The sequence below is a fragment of the Methylobacterium sp. CB376 genome (assembly GCF_029714205.1).
Classification (GTDB): domain Bacteria; phylum Pseudomonadota; class Alphaproteobacteria; order Rhizobiales; family Beijerinckiaceae; genus Methylobacterium.
On the sequence record NZ_CP121648.1, the window covers coordinates 6,959,107 to 6,982,703 of the forward strand.

At 73.6% G+C, this 23,597-nt stretch carries 25 protein-coding genes; 20 read left to right on the forward strand and 5 right to left on the reverse strand.

Features of this window, described 5'->3' with window-relative positions; all coding sequences use genetic code 11:
• The first annotated feature begins 74 nt into the window (after positions 1 to 74).
• From QA634_RS32095 to ettA, 4 genes are all read left to right on the forward strand, one after another.
• Entirely contained in the window at positions 75 to 305 is a 231-nt protein-coding gene (locus tag QA634_RS32095; protein ID WP_265576470.1) for a hypothetical protein, read from the forward strand.
• A gap of 28 nt (positions 306 to 333) precedes the next feature.
• Positions 334 to 1,215, forward strand: a complete 882-nt coding sequence (locus QA634_RS32100; RefSeq protein WP_018263449.1) for a DNA/RNA non-specific endonuclease — start codon at positions 334 to 336, stop codon at positions 1,213 to 1,215.
• Between the two features lie 12 nt (positions 1,216 to 1,227).
• Positions 1,228 to 1,491, forward strand: a complete 264-nt coding sequence (locus QA634_RS32105) for a hypothetical protein (RefSeq protein WP_012335997.1) — start codon at positions 1,228 to 1,230, stop codon at positions 1,489 to 1,491.
• 206 nt (positions 1,492 to 1,697) lie between these two features.
• Positions 1,698 to 3,350, forward strand: coding sequence for an energy-dependent translational throttle protein EttA (ettA, locus tag QA634_RS32110; protein ID WP_012335998.1), 1,653 nt, complete (start codon positions 1,698 to 1,700; stop codon positions 3,348 to 3,350).
• Between the two features lie 76 nt (positions 3,351 to 3,426).
• On the opposite strand, the gene QA634_RS32115 is transcribed toward ettA, so the two are convergent.
• On the reverse strand, positions 3,427 to 4,596 hold the full coding sequence (locus QA634_RS32115; RefSeq protein ID WP_012335999.1) for a polysaccharide biosynthesis/export family protein: 1,170 nt from the start codon (positions 4,594 to 4,596) through the stop codon (positions 3,427 to 3,429).
• Positions 4,597 to 4,853: 257 nt separating this feature from the next.
• Between QA634_RS32115 and QA634_RS32120 the strand changes: the two genes are divergently transcribed.
• Together QA634_RS32120 and QA634_RS32125 are read left to right on the forward strand one after the other, a co-directional pair.
• On the forward strand, positions 4,854 to 6,119 hold the full coding sequence (locus QA634_RS32120; protein WP_012336000.1) for an alpha/beta hydrolase: 1,266 nt from the start codon (positions 4,854 to 4,856) through the stop codon (positions 6,117 to 6,119).
• A gap of 1 nt (position 6,120) precedes the next feature.
• Positions 6,121 to 6,936, forward strand: coding sequence for a Cof-type HAD-IIB family hydrolase (locus QA634_RS32125; protein WP_012336001.1), 816 nt, complete (start codon positions 6,121 to 6,123; stop codon positions 6,934 to 6,936).
• A gap of 41 nt (positions 6,937 to 6,977) precedes the next feature.
• On the opposite strand, the gene QA634_RS32130 is transcribed toward QA634_RS32125, so the two are convergent.
• Positions 6,978 to 7,556 carry a tyrosine phosphatase family protein gene (locus QA634_RS32130; RefSeq protein WP_012336002.1) on the reverse strand — a complete coding sequence of 193 codons (579 nt, stop codon included), beginning with the start codon at positions 7,554 to 7,556 and terminating at the stop codon, positions 6,978 to 6,980.
• A 213-nt stretch (positions 7,557 to 7,769) separates the two neighbouring features.
• On the opposite strand from QA634_RS32130, the gene QA634_RS32135 reads away from it, so the two are divergent.
• On the forward strand, positions 7,770 to 8,849 hold the full coding sequence (locus QA634_RS32135; protein WP_012336003.1) for a TRAP transporter substrate-binding protein: 1,080 nt from the start codon (positions 7,770 to 7,772) through the stop codon (positions 8,847 to 8,849).
• 3 nt (positions 8,850 to 8,852) lie between these two features.
• Here QA634_RS32135 and QA634_RS32140 read toward each other — a convergent pair whose 3' ends face one another.
• Complete coding sequence (locus QA634_RS32140; protein ID WP_012336004.1) at positions 8,853 to 9,041, reverse strand: hypothetical protein; 189 nt, start codon at positions 9,039 to 9,041, stop codon at positions 8,853 to 8,855.
• Positions 9,042 to 9,362: 321 nt separating this feature from the next.
• Here QA634_RS32140 and QA634_RS32145 point away from each other — a divergent pair, with 321 nt between their 5' ends.
• On the forward strand, positions 9,363 to 10,760 hold the full coding sequence (locus QA634_RS32145) for a deoxyribodipyrimidine photo-lyase (RefSeq protein ID WP_012336005.1): 1,398 nt from the start codon (positions 9,363 to 9,365) through the stop codon (positions 10,758 to 10,760).
• 217 nt (positions 10,761 to 10,977) lie between these two features.
• Here QA634_RS32145 and QA634_RS32150 read toward each other — a convergent pair whose 3' ends face one another.
• A complete protein-coding gene (locus tag QA634_RS32150) occupies positions 10,978 to 11,238 on the reverse strand; it encodes a DUF2934 domain-containing protein (protein WP_012336006.1) in 261 nt (86 codons plus the stop codon).
• A gap of 282 nt (positions 11,239 to 11,520) precedes the next feature.
• Here QA634_RS32150 and QA634_RS32155 point away from each other — a divergent pair, with 282 nt between their 5' ends.
• The 5 genes from QA634_RS32155 (at position 11,521) to QA634_RS32175 (ending at position 17,577) form a co-directional block, all read left to right on the forward strand.
• On the forward strand, positions 11,521 to 12,834 hold the full coding sequence (locus tag QA634_RS32155) for a replication-associated recombination protein A (protein ID WP_012336007.1): 1,314 nt from the start codon (positions 11,521 to 11,523) through the stop codon (positions 12,832 to 12,834).
• 138 nt (positions 12,835 to 12,972) lie between these two features.
• A complete protein-coding gene (locus QA634_RS32160; protein ID WP_012336008.1) occupies positions 12,973 to 13,797 on the forward strand; it encodes a ParA family protein in 825 nt (274 codons plus the stop codon).
• 178 nt (positions 13,798 to 13,975) lie between these two features.
• The gene (locus QA634_RS32165) at positions 13,976 to 15,385 is read left to right on the forward strand and encodes an RluA family pseudouridine synthase (RefSeq protein ID WP_012336009.1); all 1,410 of its coding nucleotides are present in this window, start codon (positions 13,976 to 13,978) and stop codon (positions 15,383 to 15,385) included.
• Between the two features lie 694 nt (positions 15,386 to 16,079).
• Complete coding sequence (locus tag QA634_RS32170; RefSeq protein WP_012336011.1) at positions 16,080 to 16,739, forward strand: HAD-IA family hydrolase; 660 nt, start codon at positions 16,080 to 16,082, stop codon at positions 16,737 to 16,739.
• Between the two features lie 49 nt (positions 16,740 to 16,788).
• Positions 16,789 to 17,577, forward strand: a complete 789-nt coding sequence (locus QA634_RS32175) for an ATP12 family chaperone protein (protein WP_012336012.1) — start codon at positions 16,789 to 16,791, stop codon at positions 17,575 to 17,577.
• 30 nt (positions 17,578 to 17,607) lie between these two features.
• Here QA634_RS32175 and QA634_RS32180 read toward each other — a convergent pair whose 3' ends face one another.
• A complete protein-coding gene (locus tag QA634_RS32180; RefSeq protein ID WP_012336013.1) occupies positions 17,608 to 17,877 on the reverse strand; it encodes a DUF6894 family protein in 270 nt (89 codons plus the stop codon).
• 322 nt (positions 17,878 to 18,199) lie between these two features.
• Here QA634_RS32180 and QA634_RS32185 point away from each other — a divergent pair, with 322 nt between their 5' ends.
• From QA634_RS32185 to QA634_RS32215, 7 genes are all read left to right on the forward strand, one after another.
• Positions 18,200 to 18,796: a LemA family protein gene (locus tag QA634_RS32185; protein ID WP_051086613.1), complete on the forward strand. Its 597-nt coding sequence runs from the start codon at positions 18,200 to 18,202 to the stop codon at positions 18,794 to 18,796.
• Between the two features lie 345 nt (positions 18,797 to 19,141).
• Positions 19,142 to 19,939 (forward strand): TPM domain-containing protein, encoded by a 798-nt coding sequence (locus QA634_RS32190; protein WP_012336015.1) that lies wholly within the window; start codon positions 19,142 to 19,144, stop codon positions 19,937 to 19,939.
• A complete protein-coding gene (locus QA634_RS32195) occupies positions 19,929 to 20,561 on the forward strand; it encodes a TPM domain-containing protein (RefSeq protein WP_012336016.1) in 633 nt (210 codons plus the stop codon). The genes QA634_RS32190 and QA634_RS32195 overlap by 11 nt, the downstream gene beginning before the upstream one ends.
• Positions 20,562 to 20,831: 270 nt before the next feature.
• Positions 20,832 to 21,206: a hypothetical protein gene (locus tag QA634_RS32200; protein ID WP_012336017.1), complete on the forward strand. Its 375-nt coding sequence runs from the start codon at positions 20,832 to 20,834 to the stop codon at positions 21,204 to 21,206.
• 482 nt (positions 21,207 to 21,688) lie between these two features.
• Positions 21,689 to 23,008, forward strand: coding sequence for a patatin-like phospholipase family protein (locus QA634_RS32205; RefSeq protein ID WP_168169180.1), 1,320 nt, complete (start codon positions 21,689 to 21,691; stop codon positions 23,006 to 23,008).
• Positions 23,009 to 23,107: 99 nt separating this feature from the next.
• Positions 23,108 to 23,308 carry a hypothetical protein gene (locus QA634_RS32210; protein WP_043701808.1) on the forward strand — a complete coding sequence of 67 codons (201 nt, stop codon included), beginning with the start codon at positions 23,108 to 23,110 and terminating at the stop codon, positions 23,306 to 23,308.
• Positions 23,305 to 23,511: a hypothetical protein gene (locus QA634_RS32215; RefSeq protein ID WP_012336020.1), complete on the forward strand. Its 207-nt coding sequence runs from the start codon at positions 23,305 to 23,307 to the stop codon at positions 23,509 to 23,511. The genes QA634_RS32210 and QA634_RS32215 overlap by 4 nt, the downstream gene beginning before the upstream one ends.
• Positions 23,512 to 23,597: the final 86 nt, after the last annotated feature.

A 23,597-nucleotide genomic window follows, 5' to 3' on the forward strand; every position in this document is an offset into this window, starting at 1 on the left:
GGCGGGACAGCCGTCCCGCCCTGGGGTAGAACGGGCCGGGCCGCGTGGCGCGGCCAGCCGGACGGGGCGGAGCGATGCGAGCGGTGGCGAGCGCCTGGTTTCTGGCGGGCGGGGTGCTGGGGGCGCAGGCCGCGGACGCGTCCCGGCCGGCGCTGCCGCCGCCGAACGCCCCGGCCTACGCCCCCGGCGGCACCCAATGCGACCTCTTCCTGCACTGCGCCTGGAATCCCCTCTACCGCCCCCCCTGCGGGTGGCGTTGGCGCCCGACGCCCGAGGGGCCGCGGCGGGTGCGGGTCTGTTTCTGAGATGGGCGGGTCTGTTTCTGAGATGGGGATGCGGTCCGGCCCGCGGCGCCTCCTGCCGGCGCTTCTCCTTGTCGCGGGGCCCGCCCTCGCGGAGGAGTGTCCCCAGCACTTCGCGGACGGGCAGCCGCCCGCCCTGACCAACCCGCGGCTCGCTGCGGGCGCGACGCTCCTGTGCTTCCGCGCCTTCGCGGTGCTGCATTCGAGCCTCTCGCGCACGCCGCTCTACGCGGCCGAGCATCTCGACCGGGCGCGCGTGGAGGCGGCGCGCCGGCTCGACCGGGTCGATTCCTTCCACGAGGAGGCGCGCCTCCCGGCGGCCGAGCGGGCCGACCTGTCGGACTACGTCGGCAGCGGCTTCGACCGCGGCCACATGGCGCCCTCGGGCGACATGCCGGACCCGGCCGCGATGGCGGAATCCTTCAGCCTGGCCAACATGGTGCCGCAGAACTCCGACCTGAATCGCGGGCTCTGGGCCGGGATCGAGAGCGCGGTGCGCAATCTCGCGGCGGAGCGGGGCGACCTCTACGTGGTGACCGGCCCGACCTTCGAGGGCGGCAACGTCCAGGCGCTGAAGGGCCGGGTGCTGGTGCCGACCCGGCTGTTCAAGGCGGTCTACGACCCGCGCCGGGGCGAGGCGGGGATCTACCTCGCGCGCAACGCCGAGAATGCCGGCTACGAGACGGTCTCGCCCGCGCAGCTCGCCGCGATCGCCGGCATCGTGGTCTTCCCGGGCCTGCCGGAGGCGGCCCGGGCCCGCGCGATGCGGCTGCCCGAGCCCCGGCGCGACGAGGTCTCCGGCGGCCACCGCCCGCGCGGGAGGCCGGAACCCTCCTTCGTCGACTGGCTCGCCCACGAGCTGACCCGGATGGCCAAGCGGGCGCTCCGCGAGGCGATCCGCTCGCTGTTCTGAGGAGCCCCGCCCATGGCGTCCTGCCCGCTCATCCCCTTCTCCGACGACGCCACCGTCCAGACGCTCGGCGCGTTCACGGTCGAGAACGGCACCGAGCGGATCGTCCTGCACGGCTCCCTGGAACTCGCCCGCGACCGGCTGAGCCTGGAGCGGGCGCGGACGCTCCGGGCGATCCTGGAGGGGGTGGTGACGGCGCTGGAGGCGCAGGCCCACCTACCCGAGGAGGCGCCGCGGCCGCAGCCGCGCACCGAGAGCGTGCGCAACCCGTTCGGGTAGCCCCTTCCGGGGGGCCGCGATCCGATCCCGCGCGGGGGGATCCCGGCGCGGTCGGGCCTCCCGACCCCCGCCTTGCACACCCCCGGCCGCCCTGCTATCGCGGAGGCGACCCCTTATCCTCGCGCGGACCTTCGCGCCGGCGCCCGCGACGGTCGGCCCGGCGCGCCGGCTTTGCGGGACCGCGCCGCTCGACCGAAGGAACTCCGATGGCCCGTGAATTCATCTACCACATGCGGGGTCTGACCAAGACCTACTCGGGCGGCAAGAAGGTGCTCGACAACGTGCACCTCTCCTTCTACCCGGACGCCAAGATCGGCGTGCTCGGTGTCAACGGCGCCGGCAAGTCGACCCTGCTGCGCATCATGGCCGGCATCGACAAGGATTTCACCGGCGACGGCTTCGTCGCGGAGGGCGCCCGGGTCGGCTACCTGCCCCAGGAGCCCCAGCTCGACACCAGCAAGACCGTGCGCGAGAACGTCATGGAGGGCGTGGCCGAGAGCCAGGCCATCCTCGACCGCTACAACGAACTCGCGATGAACTATTCCGAGGAGACGGCGGACGAGATGACCCGCCTGCAGGACGAGATCGAGGCCAAGGGCCTGTGGGATCTCGATTCCAAGGTCGACCAGGCCATGGACGCCCTGCGCTGCCCCGGCGACGAGGTCGCGGTCGCCACCCTCTCGGGCGGCGAGCGCCGCCGCGTCGCCCTCTGCCGGCTCCTGCTCTGGCAGCCCGAATTGCTGCTCCTCGACGAGCCGACCAACCACCTCGACGCCGAGACCGTGGCCTGGCTCGAAGGCCACCTGCGCACCTATCCGGGCGCGATCCTGATCGTCACCCACGACCGCTACTTCCTCGACAACGTCACGGGCTGGATCCTGGAGCTCGACCGCGGCCGCGGCATCCCCTACGAGGGCAATTACTCGTCCTGGCTCGTCCAGAAGCAGAAGCGCCTCGCCCAGGAGGGCCGCGAGGAGGAGGCGCGCCAGCGCACCCTCGAGCGCGAGCAGCAATGGGTCGCGGCCTCGCCGAAGGCCCGGCAGGCCAAGTCCAAGGCCCGCATCGCCCGCTACGAGGAGCTCGTGGCGAAGTCGCAGGAGAAGGGCCCCTCGACCGCCCAGATCGTCATCCCGATTGCCGAGCGCCTCGGCAACAACGTCATCGAGTTCGACGGGCTCGGCAAGGCCTTCGGCGACCGGCTGCTGATCGACGATCTCAGCTTCAAGCTGCCGCCGGGCGGCATCGTCGGCGTTATCGGGCCGAACGGGGCCGGCAAGACCACCCTGTTCCGCATGATCACCGGCCAGGAGACCCCCGACAAGGGCACCATCACGGTCGGCGAGAGCGTCAAGCTCGGCTACGTCGACCAGTCGCGCGACACCCTCAACCCCGACGCCACGGTCTGGCAGGAGATCTCGGGCGGGAACGACATCCTCTATCTCGGCAAGCGCGAGATCAACAGCCGGGCCTATTGCGGCGCCTTCAACTTCAAGGGCTCGGACCAGCAGAAGAAGGTCGGCGTCCTGTCGGGCGGCGAGCGCAACCGGGTCCACCTCGCCAAGATCCTGAAGAGCGGCGCGAACGTGCTGCTGCTCGACGAGCCGACCAACGACCTCGACGTCGACACCCTGCGGGCGCTGGAGGAGGCGCTGGAGGATTACGCCGGCTGCGCGGTCATCATCAGCCACGACCGCTGGTTCCTCGACCGCATCGCCACCCACATCCTCGCCTTCGAGGGCGACAGCCACGTCGAGTGGTTCGAGGGCAATTTCGCGGATTACGAGGAGGACAAGAAGCGCCGGCTCGGGGTCGATTCCACCATCCCGCACCGCATCAAGTACAAGAAGTTCACCCGCTGAGGCGGCGGGGAGCCGGCACCGGCTCCCCCCTCCGCCGCCGGGACCACGAGGAAGGGCCCCCCGCGGGCCCCTCGCCTCATCGCGTCGTCTGGTAGAGCGAGGCGCCGGCCGAGACCGGCGCGGTGACGGTGGAGAAGACGCTCAGCACCTTCTGCACCTCGGTGAAGGGCGCGTTCGAGACGTAGAGCATGTCGCGGTTGCGCATCCGGAAGGCCTGGGTGACGAACAGGCTGTTGGGATCGCGCATGTTGACCCGGTAGACCACCGGCACCTGCGGGCTGGCGAGGAGCGGGCTGCGCGGGCGCAGGCGGCGCACCACCGAGGCCGGCTCGAAGCGGAACACGAACACGCCCTGCGCGTCGGCCTGGAAGTCGCGCAGGCCCCCGGCCTTGGCGATGGCCTGGGCCAGGGTGATGCCCTCGGCCTGGAACGGGATCTCGTAGTTCACGCCCGTGGCCCCGGTGGCCAGGAAGGTCTGGGGGTCGCGCACGAGGGTGAGGGTGTCGCCCGGGCGCAGGTAGATGTTCTCGCGCGGGTTCGAGACCACCGCGGTCAGCGGCACGGTGGCGGTGGTCTGGCCCCGCGAGAGGCGCACGAAGGTCTCGCTCACCGCCGCGCGCACGCCGCCCGCCGAGGCGATCACGTCGAGGAGCCGGTCGCCCTTGGTCGAGAGGGGGATGCGGGCGCCCGCCGTGACCTCGCCGGTCACCGTCACCACGGTGCTGGCGGGCTGCGTCACCGTGACGATCACCTGCGGCTCGATCGCCTTGCCGGCGAGTTCCTGCTCGATCTGCCCCTGCACGTCCTGGACGCGCTTGCCCGCGACCTGGATCCGGCCCGCGTAGGGCACCGTGATGGTGCCGTCGCGGGTGACGACCTGCGGCGGGATGGTGGCGGATTTCGAGCCCGCCGAGAACCGGTCCGCCACCAGGGCGCCGGAGAACAGGCCGCCGGTGCTCGCCTCCCAGATCGTCACCGTGACGGCGTCGCCGATCCCGATCACCGGCTCGACCGAGGGGCGGCGGTCGCCGAACGAGGCGAGCAGGCTGTCGAGGGGCCGCCCGCGCAGGGCCTCCACCGTCGACGCGTCGACGTCGATGATCTCGTAGCGGGCGAACAGGCCCTGGTCGGTGGCGATGTCCGCGCCCTCGGCGACGGCGCTGCCGGTCGGTCCGGAGGCGGGCAGGAAGCTGCTGCAGCCGGAGACGGCGAGCGCGGCGCAGAGAGCGATCGGGAGGGGGCGCATCCGTTCGTGGCTCGTCCTTGTCCGCGTGAGCTTGGCTCCTACTCCAAGCGGCGGGGGCTGTCCGTGGCCGCCGTGTCACACTGGGTCGGGCAGGGGGGAGGCTCCCCGCACTCCCCGTATCGCACAGGGCCGCCCGCGTGCCGGAACACGATCTTGACGGCCCGCCGGGTCGCGCCGCCGGTTGGACCCGCCCGCCCGGAGGGGCTAAGACCCCGGCCTCGCGGCGCGGTCGAGGAGCGCATGCGGTCGAGGGGCGCATGACTGGAACGATCGGCTACACGCCGCCCGATTTCCCCCAGGGGCCGGGCGGCCCGGTGCGGCGGCGGCAGGTCTTCTACCTGCCGGGCTACGACCCGGAATCTCATAAGCGCTACCGGGCGCTCTTCGTGCGCGAACTCTCCCGCTACGGCCGGCGCTTCGACCTGCCGCGCCGCCGGGTCTCGCCGGCGCGCGCGAGCCCGGACGGGCTCGTCCAGGCCTGGACCGTCGAGGCCGGCCGGGCGACCTGGGAGACCCGCATCGACTACGAGGTGCTGCTCTGGGACGACCTCGTCCGGCAGGATTTCCGCCGGCCGCTGCCGCTCTCGATGCTGCTGCTCACCGTCGGCATCCTGCACGCCCTCGCGACCGGGAAGTTGTTCCGCCTCTACGCGCTGAACTGGAAATACGGGAACGTCATCCTGTACCCCTTCGTGATGACGGTGCTGCTCGTGGTCCTGGGCGTGTTCCTCGGGCTGGGGCTCGGGGCGGGGCTGGAGCGCGGCGGGACGGGGCTGCCGGCCCTGGCGAGCGTCGGGTTCGGGCTCCTCGGCGGAGTGGGGGCGGTGATCCTGGCGACGCCTCTCCTCGACCGGATCTTCCTGCGCCAGCTCATCAACGACTGGGTCTTCAACTGGCAGCACAGCAACGGCTGGCGGCCCGACTACGAGGCGCGGCTGTCCGCCCTCGCCGACCACGTGGCGGCGCGGATCGCCGAGACGCCGGCCGACGAGGTGATGCTGGTCGGGCATTCCTCGGGCGCGCTGACCGCGGTCGAACTCGCCGCGCGGCTGCTGGCGCGGACGGGCCGGCGGGACCTCTCCCTCGTCACCCTGGGGGCGGGGCTGCCGCTGGTGGCGGTCAACCCGCGGGCGCGCCGGGTGCGGGCCGAGATCGCCGCGCTCGTCGAGAGCGAGCGGGTGGTCTGGGCGGATTTCCAGGCGCCGCAGGACTGGATGAACTTTCCGGGCTTCAATCCCGGCCGCGACCTCGCCCTGCCGCCGCGGCGGCGCACCGCGAACCCGGCGATCCGCTCGGCGCGGTTCAAGGACATCCTCAGCCCCGAGGTCTACGCCAAGATCAGCGCGCGGCCGTTCCGGATGCACTTCCAGTACCTGATGTCGAACGACCTGCCGGGGGAGTACGACTTCTTCGCCCTCGTGCTCGGGCCGCAGCGCCTGCGCGAGCGGGTGCTGGCGCCCGAGATCGTGCCGGCCCGCGCCGAGATCCCCGCCGAGCCGGATTCGGCCCATCGGGAGATCTGAGATGACGATCCGCCTCGTGGTGTCGGACGTGGACGGCACGCTGGTCGCCCCCGACAAGCGCCTGACGCCGGCCGCGGTGGCGGCGGTGGCGGCGCTGCGGGAACGGGGCATCGCCTTCACGGTGGCGTCGAGCCGCCCGCCGGTGGGGCTGCGGCCGCTCGCGGCGGCCCTCGGCCTCACCCTGCCGATGGGCGCCTTCAACGGCGCGACCGTGCTGGCGCCGGATTTCTCGGTCCTGTCGGAGGCGTTCGTGCCGGAGGCGGCGGCGCGGGCGGCCGCCTCCCGCTTCGCGGCCGCCCGCATCGACCTCTGGGTGTTCGCGGAGGGCGCGTGGCTGCTGCGCGACCCGCGCGCGCCCTACACGGACCTGGAGCGGCGCACCCTCGCGGCGCAGCCGCGGGTGGTGCCGGACCTCGCGCCCTTCCTGGCGCGGGCCGCCAAGCTCGTCGGGGTGAGCCGGGACGCGGCGGCGCTCGCCTCCTGCGAGGCGGCGCTCGCGGCGGAACTCGGCGGGTCGGCCTCGGTGCACCGCTCGCAGGCCTACTACCTCGACGTGACGCCCCCCGGCGCCGACAAGGGCCGCTTCGTGGCGCGGATCCGGGAGGAGCTGGGGCTCGCGCGCGAGGAGGTGGCGACCCTCGGCGACATGGCGAACGACGTGGCGATGTTCGCGCAGAGCGGCCTGCCGATCGCCATGGGGAACGCCGCCGAGGCCGTGAAGCGGGCGGCGCGGGAGGTCACGGCGGGCAACGACGCGGACGGGTTCGCGCGGGCGATCGCGCGGTTCGTGCTGCGTTCCCCCGCCTCGGGGGCGTGACGCCGGGGCCGGCGGCCGGTCCCCGCCGGCCGCGATCGCGGCTACCCCCTCAGCGCCGCGTCGACCTCCTGCCCGCGCCCCAATTCCCGCATCAGCCCGTCGAGATGCGGACGCACCTTGAGCTGCAGGGCGTGGAGCCGGCGCACCGCCTCCGAGAGCCGGCCGCGGCGGCCGAGGGCCTCGTCCGCGAAGGCGATCATGCGGGCGTTGGGCCACGCCTTCTCGCGCAACTCGTGCACGCGGGCCACCACCGCCGCCTCGTCGAGGTCCGGATGGGCCTGGGCCAGCAGCATCGTCATCGCGGCGGTCGAGCGCGAGATGCCGGCGTGGCAGTGGATCAGCAGGTGCCGGTCGCGCGGGCGCTCCCCGGCGAGGTCCTGCCCGAAGGCCAGGATCGCCGCCACGTGGTCGGGCTCCGGCAGCACCTGCCCTCGCGTCGGCGCGATGATGTCGTGGAAGCGCAGGGTGGTGCGGTGATGCGCGTCGTAGGTCCCGAACGCGTCCGGCTCCGGCCAGCCCGGATCCAGGATCGAGAGCACGTGCGTCACGCCCCGGGTCGCGTGGTGCCCCAGCTCTTCCAGGCCGCAGACGGTGTGGAGGGAGATCGGTTCGGGTGTCACGCCATCCCGCTAGCACAGGCGCGGGCCCGGTTCGAGCGCGTTCTTCCGCGTCCCCGGTGCGCCAGGCGGGGAACCGGGCTAAGCATCGGGCGCGCGAACGGCCGCCGCGACCGCGGCGACGCCGGCGCGGCGCGGACGATGCGCCCCGCGCCTCGGGACCGCAGCGGCGCTGGGGCGTTAGGGAGGCGGTGTGACACGGGCCGGGGAGTGGGCATGAAGCGTCGCGATCTGCTGACGGGGGGAGTCGGGCTCGCGGGGGCCGGATTCGCGGCGCCGGCCCTGGCGCAGGGGGCGCCCGACCTGCGCTGGCGCCTGCACTCGGCCTTCCCGCGCAGCCTCGATGCGCTCTACGGCGCCGCCGAACTCTTCGCCCGCGTCGTCGGCGAGGCCACGGACGGGCGCTTCCAGATCGAGGTCGCCCCCGCCCCCGGCGGCGAGGCCGGGCTCCTCGACGCGGTGGGGGCCGGCACGGTCGAGATGGGCTACGCGGCGGCCTCGTCCGATCCGGGCCGCGACCCCGTCTTCGCCCTCGCCACCGCGATGCCCTTCGGGCTCAACGCCCGCCAGCAGAGCGCCTGGATGCTCCAGGGCGGCGCCCTCGACCTGTTCAACGAGATCTTCGCCCGCCACAAGCTCTACGCCCTGCCGGGCGGCAATACCGGCGCCCAGATGGGCGGCTGGTTCCGCAAGGAGATCAAGAGCACCGCCGACCTGCAGGGGCTGCGCTTGCGCATCGGCGGGCTCGGCGCCCAGGTGCTGGCCAAGCTCGGCGTCGTGCCCCAGAGCCTGCCCGGTCCGGAGATCCTCGGCGCCCTCGAATCCAAGGCGATCGACGCCGCCGAGTGGATCGGCCCCTACGACGACGAGAAGCTCGGCCTCAACAAGGTGGCGCCCTTCTACTACTACCCGGGCTTCTGGGAGGGCGGGGCGATGCTGCACTTCTGGTTCGGTGCCCAGAAATGGAGCGAACTGCCCAAATCCTACAAGGCCATTGCCCAGATGGCGGCCGCCCAGGCCCATGCCGACCTGCAGGCGAAGTACGATGCCCGCAACATGGCGTCCCTGCGCCAGCTCCTGCGCGCCGGCACCCAGGTCAAGCCCTTCCCGCAGGACCTGATGGAGGCCGCGTTCAAGGCCGCCAACGAGATCTACGCCGACCTGTCGGCCAAGAACCCCGACTTCAAGCGGCTCTACGACTCGCTCAGGAGCTTCCGCAACGACGCCTATCTGTGGTTCCAGGTGGCCGAGTACACCTACGACAACTTCATGATCCGGGCGCGGGTGCGGGGCTGAGGGCTACTCGGCCGGCTCCTCGACCGGGCGCCCCGCCTTCTCGTCGCGGGTGAGGGCCTTCACCAGGCTCGGCACCGCCTGGAGGGCGCCGTCGAGGGTCTCGTCGGCGACGAACAGGCTCTTGATCTCCGGGCTGGTGATGCAGACGAGCCCGCTGCCGCTCTGCTCGATCCGAAGGGTGAAGTGCTGCATCTCGCCTCCGTCCGTGTCCGGCGCCGGCGATGCATGCGGCGGGCCAGGGCAGGGCGGCAACGCGGCCGCGCCCCGGCGGGTCGCACGGCGCAGAAAAAAGGCCGCACACGAGGTGCGGCCCAAGTCTAGGGAGGAAACGCCCAAGGAGGGCAGCGGGACCGCGACGCCATCGCGATCCCGCACTGCAACAAGATAGGATGCGCCGCCGCGAAGGCAAGCCGGCATTATTGGCAACGTTGCCGATTTTTGTCGCAGGGGCGGGCACTGGCCCGAACGGGCCGGCCGCTCCAGGTTGGCGCCGGGAATCGGGGAGGGGACGACATGGCGGGCGAGGGGCCGATCGAGGCGGCGCGGATCCGCGCGCTCAACCAGGCGCCGCCGCGGCAGGGGCGCTACGTGCTCTACCTGATGCAGCAGGCGATGCGCAGCCGCGACAACCCGGCCCTCGAACACGCGATCGACGAGGCGAACCGCCTCGGCCTGCCCGTGGTGGTGGGGTTCGGCCTCCTCGACGGCGGCCGGACCTTCCCGGAGGCGAATGCCCGCCACTACGCCTTCCTGCTGCAGGGGCTCGCCGCCGCCAGGGCCGGGGTGGAGCGGCGCGGCATCGCCTTCGTGCTGCGCCGCTCCACCCCGGCGGCGGCGGCCCTGGCGCTGGGCGCCGAGGCGGCCCTGGCGGTGCTCGACCGCGGCTACCTCACGGTGCAGAGGGCGTGGAGCGCCGAGATCGCCCGGGGCCTCGCCTGCCCGGTGGTGCAGGTCGAGGGCGACGTGGTGGTCCCGGTCGAGACCGCCTCGGACAAGCACGAATTCGCCGCCCGCACCCTGCGCCCGAAGCTGCAGCGGCTCTGGGACTCCTACCTCGCGCCCCTGCGCGCCCGCAGGGTGGCGCACGCGGCGGACGGGCTCGCCCTGGCGAGCGACCTCGACGTCTCGGACCCGGAGGCGGCGCTCGCCGCCCTGACCCTCGACCGCGCCGTGCGCCCGGTGCGGCGCTTCCGCGGCGGGGAGGACGAGGCGATGGCCCGGCTCGACGCCTACCTCGCCGGGCCCTTCGCGCAGTACGGCACGGTCCGCAACCGGCCCGAGGCGGGGGCGGCCTCGCACATGAGCCCCTACCTGCATTTCGGCCAGATCTCGCCGGTGGCGATCGCCCTGAAGGTGCGGGCGGCCGCGGCCGGCGGCCCGGAGGACAAGGCCTCCTACCTGGAGGAACTGATCGTCCGGCGCGAACTGGCGATGAACCACGTCCACTACCAGCCGGGCTACGACCGCTACGAGTCGGCCGTGCCGGACTGGGCGCGCAGGGCCCTGGCCGAGCACGCGGGCGACCGCCGCGACCCGCTCTACGACGAGGCCGCGCTGGAGGAGGGCCGCACCCACGACCGCCACTGGAACGCGGCGATGCGGGAGATGCGCGAGACCGGCTACATGCACAACCACCTGCGCATGTACTGGGGCAAGAAGATCCTCGAATGGTCCCCCTCGCCCGAGGAGGGGTTCCGGCGCACCCTGCGGCTCAACAACCGCTACTTCCTGGACGGGCGCGACCCGAATTCCTTCACCAACGTGGCCTGGATCTACGGCCTGCACGACCGGCCCTGGGGCCGGCGCCCGATCTTCGGCACCGTGCGCTATCTCGGCCCCAACACGCTGAGGAAGTTCGACGCCGCGGGCTACCTTCGCAGCGTCGAGGCGCTCTGCGCCGCGGAGGCGTGATCCGACATCCGGTTGATGGCTTCGCCATCTCCGATGTCGGCCATGCGGATGTCGGCGTCGCTCAGGCGCCGCGCGGGCTTTTGGCATACGCCATCCGGTTGATGGCTTCGCCATCTCCGATTTCGGCCATGCGGATGGCGGCTTCGCTCAAGCGCCGCGCGGGCTCGTCAGACGCTGTCCGGAATTGATCGTCCGGACAGCGGATGACCGGTCCGCCTCAGGGCGCGACGGTGCTCTCCCCGGCGGCGCGGCGGCGGCGCGGGGCGGCCTTCACGGCGGACGCGGCCTTGCTCGGCGCCTTGCCGGGCACCTTGGGGGCCGCCTTGGCCCGCGGCGTGCGGGCCGGCGCCGCCGGGGCCGCCTCGCGCAGCTCCCGCTCGGCGAGGTCCCAGTAATACGCGTCGCGGCCCATCGCGCGGCCGTCGCGCTCCCACAGCGCGTAGGCCCGCTCGCGGATCCTGTTTTCGACGTGATCCATGCTCAACTCCAGGATTGATCTGGTTCGACGATGGGTGGGGGTGGTTAACAAAAGCTTAAGCGGGTCGTCGCGACCGAAAACCGGGGGTCTTGCCGAGGAGACATGGCTGCCGAGGGCTCCAGGCGGGCGGAGATGCTTCGAGTCCGCGGTTCCGGCCGCTGCCGTCCCGGGATCGGCGGACCGGGAGCCGCGCCGTGCCGCCGGATCGCCTGGCGCCGCCCGTCAACCGCTTCGCGGCGCCCGGCCCTTGCGGCGGCGGGTCCGGCCGGTCTTGATGCGGGCATGTCCGACCTCTTCGCCGCCGCCGGGCTCGCCGCCGGCGCCCCCCGGCCGCTCGCCGACCGCCTGCGCCCCACCAGCCTCGCCGAGGTGGTGGGCCAGGAGCACCTGACCGGGGAGGGCGGCGCGCTCACCCGCCTCCTGCGCGGCGGGAGCCTCGGCTCGCTGATCCTGTGGGGACCGCCCGGCACCGGCAAGACCACGGTGGCGCGGCTCCTCGCCCGCGAGACGGCGCTGCATTTCGAGCAGATCTCGGCGATCTTCTCGGGCGTCGCCGAGCTGCGCAAGGTGTTCGAGGCGGCGCGCGCCCGGCGGGCGGCCGGGCAGGGCACGCTGCTCTTCGTCGACGAGATCCACCGCTTCAACCGCGCCCAGCTCGACGCCTTCCTGCCGGTGACCGAGGACGGGACCGTGACGCTCGTCGGCGCCACGACGGAGAACCCCTCCTTCGAACTCAACGCCGCGCTCCTGTCGCGGGCCCGGGTTCTGGTCTTCCGCGCCCTCGACGAGGCGGCGATCGGCAAGCTGCTCGACCGGGCCGAGGCGGCGGAGGGCCGGCCGCTGCCCCTCGATCCCGAGGCCCGCGCGGTGCTGCTGCGGATGGCGGACGGCGACGGGCGCGCGGCGCTGACCCTCGCCGAGGAGATCTGGCGTTCGACGGCCGGCGACGAGGTGCTCACCCCCGAGGCGCTGCAGGCGCTGATCCAGCGCCGTGCCCCCGTCTACGACAAGGCCCAGGAGGGGCACTACAACCTGATCAGCGCCCTGCACAAGACGATCCGCGGCTCGGACCCGGACGCGGCGCTCTACTATCTCTGCCGGATGCTCGACGCGGGCGAGGACCGCCTGTTCATCGCCCGCCGCCTGGTGCGCGCGGCGGTGGAGGATGTGGGCCTCGCCGACCCGCAGGCGCTCGCGGTGGCGAACGCCGCCAAGGAGGCCTTCGATTTCCTGGGCTCGCCCGAGGGGGAACTGGCCCTCGCCCAGGCGACCGTCTACCTCGCCACCGCGCCGAAATCGAACGCGGTCTACACCGCCTACAAGGCCGCCACGCGGGTGGCCAAGGAGCACGGCTCCCTGCCGCCGCCGCGCACCATCCTCAACGCCCCCACCAAGCTGATGCGCCGGCTCGGCTACGGCGAGGGCTACCGCTACGACCACGACGAGCCCGACGCCTTCTCGGGGCAGGATTACTGGCCCGAGCGCCTCGGCCGCCAGCACTTCTACGCCCCGACCGAGCGCGGCTTCGAGCGGCGCATCGCCGAGCGGCTGCAATGGTGGGAGGCGGAGCGCGGTCGGCGGAAACAGGGCGAATAGCGCCGCTCTGTGAAGGTTTCGTGAACCATCCTCGCTTACCAAGTTGACGGGCACCCTCCCTAACGTCAGATTGGGGCGGACGATGATCAGAACCAGACAACAGACGGCCGGCGGCGCCGTTCGGGAGACCGCCCCCACATGAGCGCTCGCGTTCTCTCGAGCGCCAATTGCAAGGGCGGGACCGGGAAGTCGACCGTGGCGGTGAACCTCGCGGCGGATCTCGCGGCCGAGGGGTTCCGCGTGCTGGTGATCGACCTCGATCCTCAGGGACATGCCGGGTTCGGCTTCGGGCTCGCGGCCCGGCTCGGCCGCGGGAACAGCCACGCGCCGCTCCTCGGCCGGCGGGTGGACCTCCGGGAGGCGGTCCTGCGCAGCGAGGAGGACGAGGTCGACCTCCTGCCGGCCGACCGCGGCTTCGACGGGCAGATCACCGCCCAGGGCATCCGCTGCCTGGACGACGCCCTGTGGCCGCTGCGGGCCGATTACGACCTCATGCTGATCGACGTGCCGCCCGCCGCCGCGGCGCTCACCGTCTGCGCCCTGATGGCGAGCGACGGCGTCGTCATCCCCACCACCCTCGATCCCCTCGGCCTGGAGGGCGTCCGGCAATTCGCCCGCTCCTATCACCGGATGATGCTGCAATTCGGCGCCGCGGAACTCGGCTTCGCCATCGCGCCGATGCGCATCGACCTGCGCTCCAACGTCGAGAAGGAGGTGCTGGGCCGGCTGCGCACGGATTTCGGCCCCGGCCAGATGATCCGCGGGGTGCGGGTGGACGTGGCGGTGAGCGAGGCCTTCGCCCGCCGCCGGCCCCTGCGGCGCCACCGCGACCGCGCCCGGGCGGTGGACGATTTCCGCGGCCTCGCCGCCGACGTGGTGCGCCGCTTCGGGGTCGAGGCGCGGCCGCCGATGCCCGTCTATCCGCCCCGGCTCGAAGGGTTTGTGCGCACGCCCTGCGCCTGATCCGGGATCGGCTTGATCGAAGCGGGTCCCGGATCACCAGCCTGCGCGGCGCCTGTGCGCGGCGCCTGAGCGAAGCCGCCATCCGCATGGCCGAAATCGGAGATGGCGAAGCCATCAACCGGATGGCGGATGAGAGGCCGGGTTTGCCGGGGCCCGGACCGGGTGCTAGGAGCCCCGCATGACCGGAAAACCCCCTTCCCGCGGCGGACGCGCGCGCGCCGATGCCGGGCGCCCGAAGCCCGGGCGCCCGCCCGCGCGGGCGCGCACCGGGCCGCGCAACACCGCCCGCGACGCCGCCGAACGCGCCGCCGGCGGCCGAGACCTCGGCGATGCCGCCCCCTGGGACCAGGGCGAGGCGATCCCGGCGGCCAAGTCTCCGGCGGCCAAGTCTCCGGCGGCCAAGTCTTCGGCGGCCAAGTCTCCGGCGGCCAAGACTTCGGCGGCCAGGTCTTCGGCGGCCAAGACTTCGGCGACCAAGCCCCCGCGCCCGCCCCGGGCTCCCCGCGCGGCCGCGCCGCCGGCCCGGCCGCCGCGGCCCGCCGCCCCCGCCCCGACCCGCCGGGAGACCCGCGAGGCGACCGCCGCCGCCCTCGCCACCGGCGTGCAGACCCTGGAGGTGACGCCCGACGAGGCCGGGATGCGCATCGACCGCTTCCTGTCGGCGCGCTTCCCGCAGCTGCCCTTCACCCGCATCCAGAGCCTCGTGCGCAAGGGCGAATTGCGGGTCAACGGCAAGCGCGCGAAGGCCGCCGACCGGGTCGAGCCGGGGGCGAGCGTGCGGGTGCCGCCGCTCAAGCTCGACGCGGCCAAGCCCGGCCCGAGCCCGGCCCGGGCCGAGAGCGACCTCGCCTATCTGCGCTCCCTGGTGCTCTACGAGGACCAGGACATGATGGTGCTCAACAAGCCCTACGGCCTCGCGGTGCAGGGCGGCTCGGGCACCAAGCGCCACGTGGACGGCCTGCTGGAGGCCCTGCGCGCGCCGGACGGGCAGAAGCCGCGCCTCGTCCACCGCCTCGACAAGGACACGGCCGGCTGCCTCGTCATCGCCAAGACCCGGCTCGCCGCCGCGACGCTCGCCAAAACCTTCCGGTCGCGTGCGGCGCGCAAGATCTACTGGGCGCTCGCCGCGGGCGTGCCGAAGGTCCGCCAGGGCCGCGTCTCGACCTACCTCGCCAAGGAGGAGGTCGGCGAGGCCGATGCGCGCATGCGCGTCGCCCAGCACGGGGACGAGGGGGCGAGCCACGCGCTGACCTATTACGCGGTGGTCGACCAGGCCGGGCAGAAGCTCTCCTGGCTGTCGCTGAAGCCGGTGACCGGGCGCACCCACCAGCTGCGGGCCCACGCCGCCCATATCGGCCACCCGCTGGTCGGCGACCCGAAATACTTCGACATCGAGAATTGGGAATTGCCCGGGGGCCTGCAGAACCGCCTGCACCTGCTGGCGCGCCGCATCGTCATCCCGCATCCCCGCACCAACAAGCCGGTCGACGTCACCGCGCCGCTGCCGCCGCACATGGCCCAGAGCTGGAACCTGCTCGGCTTCGACGCGGGCCGCTACGACCCGATCGTGGAGGCGCCCGAGGGCTGATCGGCCCCGGGCGCGGCCCGGCTGCCGCCCGATCGGACGGGTCGTCGGACGGGTGGTCGGACGGGTCTTGGCAGGACCGCCCGGCGCCTTATTCTTGCCGCTGGCGCCGTCGGGCGGCCAGATCTTCCCCCCTCGCGAGAGAGCCCGACGCCCATGCGACCTCGCCCGATGAGACCTGCCCCGATGAGACCTGCCGCGCTCGGCCTTCTCGGCCTCCTCGCCGCAGCCGCGCTGGCACCGGCTGTCTCCCGGGCACAGCAGCCGCCGGCCCCGGCGGCCCGGCCCGAGACCACGCAGGCGACCAGCCCGCAGACGGCCCCGCCGCAGCCCGGGCCGCCGCAGGCGGCCCCACCCCATCCCCTGCCGCCGCAGGCGGCCCCACCCCAGTCCCCGCCGCCGCAGGCGCAGGCCCCACCCCATCCCCTGCCGCCGCAGGCGGCCCCGGGCGCCCCGGCGCAGGCGGGCGCGCGGGCGGAGGGGGCGGCCCGCCGCGGGCCAGCGCCTCAAGCGGCGGATCTCCTACGCGGCCTGCAATCGGGCCGCCCTGCGGCGCAACCTGCGGGGTGGGGCACGCCGCCGCTTCCTGATCCGCTGCCGCCTGGGTTATGAGCGGATCCAGCCGGGCACGCCGCCCCGCGGCGCGGAGGGGCGCCCGCGGTCCTGACGGCGGCGGCGGAACGGACGGCGGCTGCGCGTGATCCTCATCGTCTTCGACGTCGACGGCACCCTCGTCGACAGCCAGCACCTGATCGTGGCGGCGCAGGAGGCGGCCTTCGCGGCGGTCGGGCTGCCGGCGCCGAGCCGCGCGCGGGCGCTCTCGGTGGTCGGGCTCTCGCTGCCCCAGGCCTTCACGGCCCTGGTCGGGGCGGACGGGCCCGTGACGGCGCTCGCCGCCCATTACAAGGAGGCCTTCCACCGGCTTCGCGCCGAGGCCGCCCTGCGCGAGCCGCTCTTCCCGGGGGCGGCGGAGCTGCTGGCCCGGCTCCACCGGCAGCCCGAGGTGCAGCTCGGCATCGCCACCGGCAAGTCCCGCCGCGGCGTCGACCACCTGATCCGGGCCTATGGCTGGGAGGGCTGGTTCGCGACCGTGCAGACCGCCGACGACGCGCCCTCAAAGCCCCACCCGGCGATGCTGGAACAGGCGATGGGCGAGGTGGGCCTCTCCGCCGCCGACACGCTGATGATCGGCGACACGACCTACGACATGCTGATGGCCCGCGGCGCCAAGGTGGTCCCGATCGGCGTCGCCTGGGGCTACCACACCCCGGAGGCCCTCACCGCCGCCGGCGCCCAGGAGGTGGTGACCTCCTACGCGGAGCTCGGCACGGTGCTGGAGGGGCGAGCGGGGGTGTAGCGGAACCCGGAGCCTCGCATTCCGGCCCGCTCCCGCCTATCTCGATCCGATGAGCGACGACACCCTCCGCGACTGGCTGGGCCAGCCCGAGCCGAATCCCGATCCCCTCCGCGCCGCCCGGACGGCGAGCAGGCCCGCCCTGCCCAAGCGCTTCTACGCCGAGGCCGGGACCGCCGAGGCCGAGGACGGGCACCGGCTCGTCCTCGACGGGCGCCCGGCCCGCACCCCCGGCCGGCGCGTCGTCGCGGTGCCGCAGCCGGCCGTGGCCCGGGCGCTGGCCGAGGAATGGGGGGCGCAGGCGGAGGTGATCGACCCGGCCCGCATGCCGCTCACCCGCCTCGTCAACACGGCCCTCGACGGCGTCGCCGAGCGGCGCGAGGCGGTGGTGCAGGACATCGCGGCCTATGCGGGCTCCGACCTCCTCGCCTATCGGGCGGGCGACCCGGCGCGGCTGGTGGCGAGCCAGGCGGCGGCCTGGGATCCGGTGCTCGACTGGGCGCGCGACGAACTCGGCGCGCTCATCGTGCTGAGCGAGGGCGTGATGCACGTGGCCCAGCCGGCCGGCTCGCTAGAGGCGGTGCGCCGGGCGGTCGAGGCGGTCGAGAGCCCGCTCGCGCTCACCGGGCTGCACGTCATGACGACGCTCACCGGCTCGGTCCTGCTCGCCCTCGCGGTGCTGCGCGGACGCCTGACGGCCGAGGAGGCCTGGGAGGCGGCGCATGTCGACGAGACCTTCCAGGCGAGCGTCTGGGGACGCGACGAGGAGGCCGAGGCGCGCCGGGCGCTGCGCAAGCAGGATTTCCTGACCGCCGCGCGGCTCGTCGCCCTGACGGCGTGAGGGCGCCGCCCGGGGCGCCCCCGTCCCGTCTCAGGCCAGGTTCACGCGGCTGCGCCGGGGCCGGGGATCGGGCTCCAGCTCGGTGAAGGGCACCGTGAAGAGCGGGCGGTGCGCCTCGTCCGTCACCGCGAAGCGGTAGCGGGCGAGCTGGGGGTTGCGGGCGCATTCGTCGTGCGAGGTGAAGCCGGCCCCGTGGCGCGCGAGCGCCAGGGCCGCCGCGTCGTCGGGGCAGTCGATCCCGAAAAAGTCCTGACAGACGACGCCCGATCCGGATTGCACGTCGAAATGGTAGCGTGGCATCCCGCCCTCCGTTCGCCCCCCCGGCGGGGCCGTTCGCCGCCCCTGACCGGACGCCAGACTGCGCCTTCCCGGGCGGTCTGTCACCCGGGCTCGGCGCCTTGACGCTGCGCGCGGGCGCGGGCAAGCGGGAGGCGGCGGCTCCGGGTGGGGCCGGGCGCATCCGGCAGGAGGGCAGGGCATGAGCGCGAAGCGGAACGGGGGCGTCCGGGACGCCCGCTCCTTGCCGTCTCAATCCCGGCCGTCTCAATCCCGGCCATCTCAATCCCGGCCATCTCAATCTCGGCCGTCCCGGACTTCGCCGTCCAGGACTTCGCCGTCCAGGATCTGGCCGTCCCGGGTCGTCGGCGCCCTCGCCCTCGTCGCGGTGGCGGGCGGCCTCTCGGGCTGCGGTGCCGTCAACCGGGTGCCGGTCCTGGAGGAGCAGGCGAAATCCGCCTGGAGCGAGGTCCAGAACCAGTATCAGCGCCGCACCGACCTGATCCCGAACCTCGTCGAGACCGTGAAGGGCTACGCGCAGCAGGAGAAGGACGTCCTGATCGGCGTCACCGAGGCCCGCGCCAAGGCCACGAGCGTCAAGGTCGATGCCGGCACGGTCAGCGACCCGCAGAAGTTCAAGGAGTTCCAGGACGCGCAGAACCAGCTCTCGGGGGCGCTGGGGCGGCTCCTGGTCACGGTCGAGCGCTACCCCGACCTCAAGTCGAACCAGAACTTCCTCGCCCTGCAATCGCAGCTCGAAGGCACCGAGAACCGGATCGCGGTGGCGCGGCGCGACTACATCGCGGCGGTGCGGGCCTACAACACCGAGGTGCGCACGATCCCGGGGCGCTGGATCGCCGGGATCCTCTATCCCGATGCGAAGCCGATGGAGACCTTCACGGCGACGCCCGACGCCGCGCGCCCGCCGAACGTAAAGTTCTAGAGGCTGCCATGGCCCGCAGACCGGTGTTGTGCTGGCCAGGGTCGGGCGCCGGGCAGGAGCCGCGTGCAGCCGGGAGCGGGGCTCCCGGCCAGGCGCGGCGACGCACCCGGCGCCCGACCCCGGCCAGCCCGAAGGGTCGCGTCAGCGACGCCATCCGCGGCGTCCGGCCTCCTGGTGGGCCGGACGTCGCTGACGCGACACAACACCGGTCTGCGGGCCATGGCAGCCTCTAGAGCATTTTCCGACGAAGTGGATGCCGGTTCGTCGCAGAAAACGCGGCAAGATCAAAGACCTAGAGCAGCACCCGATTGCAACGTGATCGGGTGCTGCTCTAGGCACCGGGCCGTGCCCGCTGCCCTGCCGATCCGGCCCGATCCCCGCGGGCGGCTCCTCCGCGGGCTCGTCCTGTGCATCCTGCTCCTCGCCGCGCTGCGTCCGGCGGCCACCCGCGCGGCCGAGCTGTCCTTCCCGGCGCTCACCGGCCGGGTGGTCGATGCGGCCGGGCTGCTCGGCCCCGCGCGGCGCGACGCCCTCGATGCCAAGCTCAAGGCCCACGAGGACAAGACCTCCGACCAGGTCGTGGTGGCGACGGTGCCGAGCCTGCAGGGCACCAGCGTCGAGGATTACGCCAACCAGCTCTTCCGCAGCTGGAAGCTCGGTCAGGCCAAGACCAACAACGGCGTCCTCCTGCTGGTGGCCCCGCGGGAGCGCAAGGTGCGCATCGAGGTCGGCTACGGGCTCGAAGGCGCGCTCACCGACGCCCTCACCAAGGTGCTGATCGCGAGCGCGGTCACGCCGCGCTTCAAGAGCGGCGACTTCGCGGGCGGGATCGAGGCCGGCGTGGATGGCATCCTGTCGATCCTGGCGGGCGACGCGCAGGACTGGCAGCGCAGGCCGCAGGTGCGCTCCGACGAGGTCGACCCCGCCCAGGTCCTGCTCTTCCTCCTGCTGATCCTCGTGGTGATCGTCGTGCTGTGGCGGATGAACCGGGCCGGGCGCGGCGGACTCGTCGTCCTGCCCGGCCCCGGCTCCGGCGGCTGGAGCGGCGGCTGGAGCGGGGGCGGCTCGTCTGGGGGCTTCTCGGGCGGGTTCTCGGGCGGGGGCGGCTCCTCGGGCGGCGGGGGAGCGTCCGGTGACTGGTAGGCCCGCCGACCTCCTCGGCCCGGAGGCCTGCGCGCGGATCGCCGCGGCCGTGGCGCGGGCGGAGGCCGGCACCTCGGCCGAGATCGTCGTGATGGTGAGCGCGCGCGCCGGGCGCTACCGCTCCCTCGTGCTCACCGCGGCCCTCCTCGCCGGGCTCCTCCTGCCCTGGGCGCTCCTGCTGCTCACGCCCTGGAGCGCGGGCCGGATCCTCCTGACCCAGGCCGGCGCCGTGGCGCTGATCCTGGCGCTCAGCCTGTCGGAGCGGCTGCACCTCGCCCTGGTGCCCCGGTCGCTGCGGCGGGCGCGGGTGCGCGAGGCGGCGCTCTTCGCCTTCCGGTCGCGGGGCCTCACCCGCACGCGCGGCCGCACCGGCCTGCTCCTCTTCCTGTCGCTGGCCGAGCGGCACGCCGAGATCGTGGCGGATGAGGGCCTGCTGGCGCGGATCGGGCCGCAGGCCTGGACCGATCTCCTCGCCGACCTCGCCGCCTCCCTGCGCCGCGGCGAGGCGGAGGCCGGCCTCGTCGCGATTCTGGCGCGCCTCGGCGAGCGCCTCGCCGCCGCGGCGCCGGCCGGGCCGGGCGATCCGGACGAGTTGCCGAACCGGGTCATCCTCGACGGGTGAGGGGCCGAGAGGGCGTCCCCCTCCCGCCCGGGAGAGAGACGCCAAGTCGCGACACGTCTCGGGAGGAGAGTGCGGATCCCACCGTGATCGAGGACAGCGGCGCGGGATCGACGCGTGTCAACTCTCGAATACGCGCCCGATCGCGTCAGCGGCAAGATATCGCCGCCCCCCACCTTGGTCCGAGGCGCGGGCGCGGGAAGGCTTCCCTCCGCGCGGCGCGGGAGCGAGAATGGGACGAACGGCGCTTCGGGGCCGGCTCGGAGGCCCGCCATGGCATTGCGCACGCTCCGCCTCCTCTGGGCGGCGACGCTGCTCCTTTGCGCGGGGGCGGGATCGGCCCAGACCGTGGTCGACGGGAGCGGCGAGGCGCTCCCGCCCGCCGAACTCGCCATGGTCCTGCGCAACCTCAACGGCGAATCGCACGACCCCGCCGCGGTGCAGCTGCGCCGCCTGCGGCGGCGTGAGGGACCGCCCGTGATCCTGTGCGGCGAGATCCGCACCCGCGACGGCCTCGGCCTGCCGACGGAATTCCGGACCTTCGCGGCCGTGCCCGAGCAGGACATGGTCTTCTCGCCCTTCGGCGCCTCCGGACAGCCGTTCCCCGCCTTCGACGGGATCATCCGGGCCCATTGCGGCGGGTCCTGACGCTCCCGCGGCGGGTCCTGAGGATCCCGCAAAAGGGTCCCGACGGGCGGGGTCCGGAGGCTGAATCCGTGCGGTCTCGCGATCCGCACGTCGCGACAGCGCCGGATCGGACCGGCACCCCGGACACCGACGGAGCGTCGATGTGCCGGGCGAAGGGGAGCCCGCCCTGGCCGGGGCCGGGGCGGGCTCAAGTCGCGTGTCGGATGAAGACGTCCCGGCATAGCGGGCGGGCGCGGCGCCGTCGTCCCCCGAACGGGGGAGAGCGACCGCGAAAGCGGCCCGGCGGCCGGGCCCGCGCCACGGGCGGCGGCGTCCGCCCGGCCGTCGATGCCTCGCTCCCGGAGATCGGCTCCGGACGAGCGGTTGTCCGTCCGGCCACGCTGGCGCACGATCGTGCGGTGTCGAATCGCGTCCCGAAAGATCCGGCGCTTCCTCTGGGGAAGACGGCTGCCGAGGCAGGCGCGCCGATGGCGGATCGGCCCGTGCCCGAGATTCCGGCCTTCGTCGCGTTCGCCGGGGGCGGCGCGAAGGGATTGGTCCACGTAGGGGCCCTGAAGGCCCTCGAAACCAGGGCCGTGGACATCCGCGGAGTCGCCGGGACCTCCGCCGGCGCCATCGTGGCGGCGCTGAAGGCCAGCGGCTTCTCGGCCGACGACATGGCCGACCCGATCACCGGACGCACCATCCTCGACGAACTGGCCCGCATCGATGCGGCCCTGTCCACGGCGCCGGCGCTGTTCGGGGAAGGCGGATGGGCGCGCGTGGCGCGCCTGCGCGCGTTGCTCCGCTGCGGCCTCGCGCGGGTCGCGGTCGCGGCGGCCCTCTCGGTCACCCTCCTCCTCCTCGGCTCGTTCCTGTGCGCCGCGATGGCGAACGTCGCCGCGGCGCTGATCCTCTGGGGGCTGTGGCTCGCAACCTGCGGCATCGTCTTCCGGCGCATCCGGGCCGGGCTCGCCGGGCTCTCGCGCCTGGAGCGCTTCAAGGGCGCCCTCGGCCGGGTCATCGCGGCGCGCGCGTTCCCGGCGGAACCGGACCGGATCGTGAGGCTGCGGGACTTCGACGGCGGGCATCTCCTGCCGCTCAAGATCGTCGGAGCGAATCTCTCGACGCGGCAACTCACGCTCTTCTCGGCGGAGACGACGCCCGACATCGCCGTCGCGGACGCGGTGGCGGCCTCGATCAGCATTCCGATCGTCTTCGCGCCGCAGCGGATCGGCGCGGACGTGTTCGTCGACGGCGGCATCGTCTCGAACCTGCCCGCCTGGCCCTTCGACGAGGAGCGCGCCCTCGATCCGGATGCCGTGACCCTGGCCTTCGAGATCGCCGAGGAGGTGCCGGAGAACGAGGAGCTCGGCGGCGCGGCGTGGCTGCCGGCCGCGATCCGGACCGCCCTGTTCGGGTCCGGGATCCTCAACCTGCGGGCGGTCGGCCGGTCGGAATTGATCACCCTGAGAACCGATCTCGACGTCCTTCAGTTCGACCTCGGCCGGCAGGCCGCCCTGAGGCAGGTGGCCGAGTCCACGATCGCGGCGGATGTCGAACTGGAGTTGCGCCTGTTCGCGCGGCCGAGCCTGTACCGACGCGCCTGCGAGACGATGGTGAGGGCGGTCGAGGACATCCTCGCCGGACTGGACGGCACCTCGCGCCGCGGGGCCGGCCCGCGCCGGGTGCGCGTGTCCCTGGCGATGCCGGATGACGGCCACGCGCGATCCCTTCGCCTGCGCTACGGCGCCGGCTACGACGCCGATCTCGACGAGCGTCTCCTGCTGCCGCTCGACGCCACCGTCGCGGGCCTGGCCTGAACCAGCGGTCGGGCGCAGTTCCACACGGTGCCCTTTCCGCAATCCGTGGCGCTGCCGGGTCGGCCGAACCGCTATCGCAGGCAGCAGGTCTGGCGGGACATGGATTGGGCGCTCTGCATCCCCATATTCCGCCGCGGGCGGCCGGACCCTGCGCGCCCCGCCTTCATCGTCTCGATCGACTCCAACGAGCGCCCCCCCGACGCGGTCCTGGACGACTTCCGGGACGCGGTCACGGGCCTCGCGATCGACTCGTTCGAGACCCTTCTGGTACAGTTGGAGCAGATCGGAGAGGGCGCATGACCGACGATTCGCGAGGTCCCGACGCCGCCGGGCACCGGCGCAACGCGCTGGAGGGAAACGCCGCCGTCAGGGAAGCGCAGCGGCGCGCGCGCGCCGAGATGCAGCTCATCGCCGACGACGCGCGGCGATTCCGCCGGGACATCGACGACAAATTGCAGGGAATCACCGACGGCGCCCTGCGGCGGAGCGTGGGCGGGCGGTGAGGGGCCGCGCCGGGGCCGGCGCGGCGGCGGACGCCGCGCCTTGACGGCGGACCGGGTTCTTGCGTGTAACAGGGGCTCTCCTGCCC

Bases quoted from the DNA above. Each gene is read 5' to 3' on its own strand.
- QA634_RS32215 (WP_012336020.1), top strand. From the start codon at position 23,305: ATGACCGACGATTCGCGAGGTCCCGACGCCGCCGGGCACCGGCGCAAC.
- QA634_RS32105 (WP_012335997.1), top strand. From the start codon at position 1,228: ATGGCGTCCTGCCCGCTCATCCCCTTCTCCGACGACGCCACCGTCCAG.
- QA634_RS32160 (WP_012336008.1), top strand. From the start codon at position 12,973: ATGAGCGCTCGCGTTCTCTCGAGCGCCAATTGCAAGGGCGGGACCGGG.
- QA634_RS32135 (WP_012336003.1), top strand. From the start codon at position 7,770: ATGAAGCGTCGCGATCTGCTGACGGGGGGAGTCGGGCTCGCGGGGGCC.
- QA634_RS32095 (WP_265576470.1), top strand. From the start codon at position 75: ATGCGAGCGGTGGCGAGCGCCTGGTTTCTGGCGGGCGGGGTGCTGGGG.
- QA634_RS32120 (WP_012336000.1), top strand. From the start codon at position 4,854: ATGACTGGAACGATCGGCTACACGCCGCCCGATTTCCCCCAGGGGCCG.
- QA634_RS32100 (WP_018263449.1), top strand. From the start codon at position 334: ATGCGGTCCGGCCCGCGGCGCCTCCTGCCGGCGCTTCTCCTTGTCGCG.
- QA634_RS32115 (WP_012335999.1), bottom strand. From the start codon at position 4,596: ATGCGCCCCCTCCCGATCGCTCTCTGCGCCGCGCTCGCCGTCTCCGGC.
- QA634_RS32210 (WP_043701808.1), top strand. From the start codon at position 23,108: ATGGATTGGGCGCTCTGCATCCCCATATTCCGCCGCGGGCGGCCGGAC.
- ettA (WP_012335998.1), top strand. From the start codon at position 1,698: ATGGCCCGTGAATTCATCTACCACATGCGGGGTCTGACCAAGACCTAC.
- QA634_RS32125 (WP_012336001.1), top strand. From the start codon at position 6,121: ATGACGATCCGCCTCGTGGTGTCGGACGTGGACGGCACGCTGGTCGCC.
- QA634_RS32140 (WP_012336004.1), bottom strand. From the start codon at position 9,041: ATGCAGCACTTCACCCTTCGGATCGAGCAGAGCGGCAGCGGGCTCGTC.
- QA634_RS32155 (WP_012336007.1), top strand. From the start codon at position 11,521: ATGTCCGACCTCTTCGCCGCCGCCGGGCTCGCCGCCGGCGCCCCCCGG.
- QA634_RS32145 (WP_012336005.1), top strand. From the start codon at position 9,363: ATGGCGGGCGAGGGGCCGATCGAGGCGGCGCGGATCCGCGCGCTCAAC.
- QA634_RS32200 (WP_012336017.1), top strand. From the start codon at position 20,832: ATGGCATTGCGCACGCTCCGCCTCCTCTGGGCGGCGACGCTGCTCCTT.
- QA634_RS32150 (WP_012336006.1), bottom strand. From the start codon at position 11,238: ATGGATCACGTCGAAAACAGGATCCGCGAGCGGGCCTACGCGCTGTGG.
- QA634_RS32165 (WP_012336009.1), top strand. From the start codon at position 13,976: ATGACCGGAAAACCCCCTTCCCGCGGCGGACGCGCGCGCGCCGATGCC.
- QA634_RS32175 (WP_012336012.1), top strand. From the start codon at position 16,789: ATGAGCGACGACACCCTCCGCGACTGGCTGGGCCAGCCCGAGCCGAAT.
- QA634_RS32180 (WP_012336013.1), bottom strand. From the start codon at position 17,877: ATGCCACGCTACCATTTCGACGTGCAATCCGGATCGGGCGTCGTCTGT.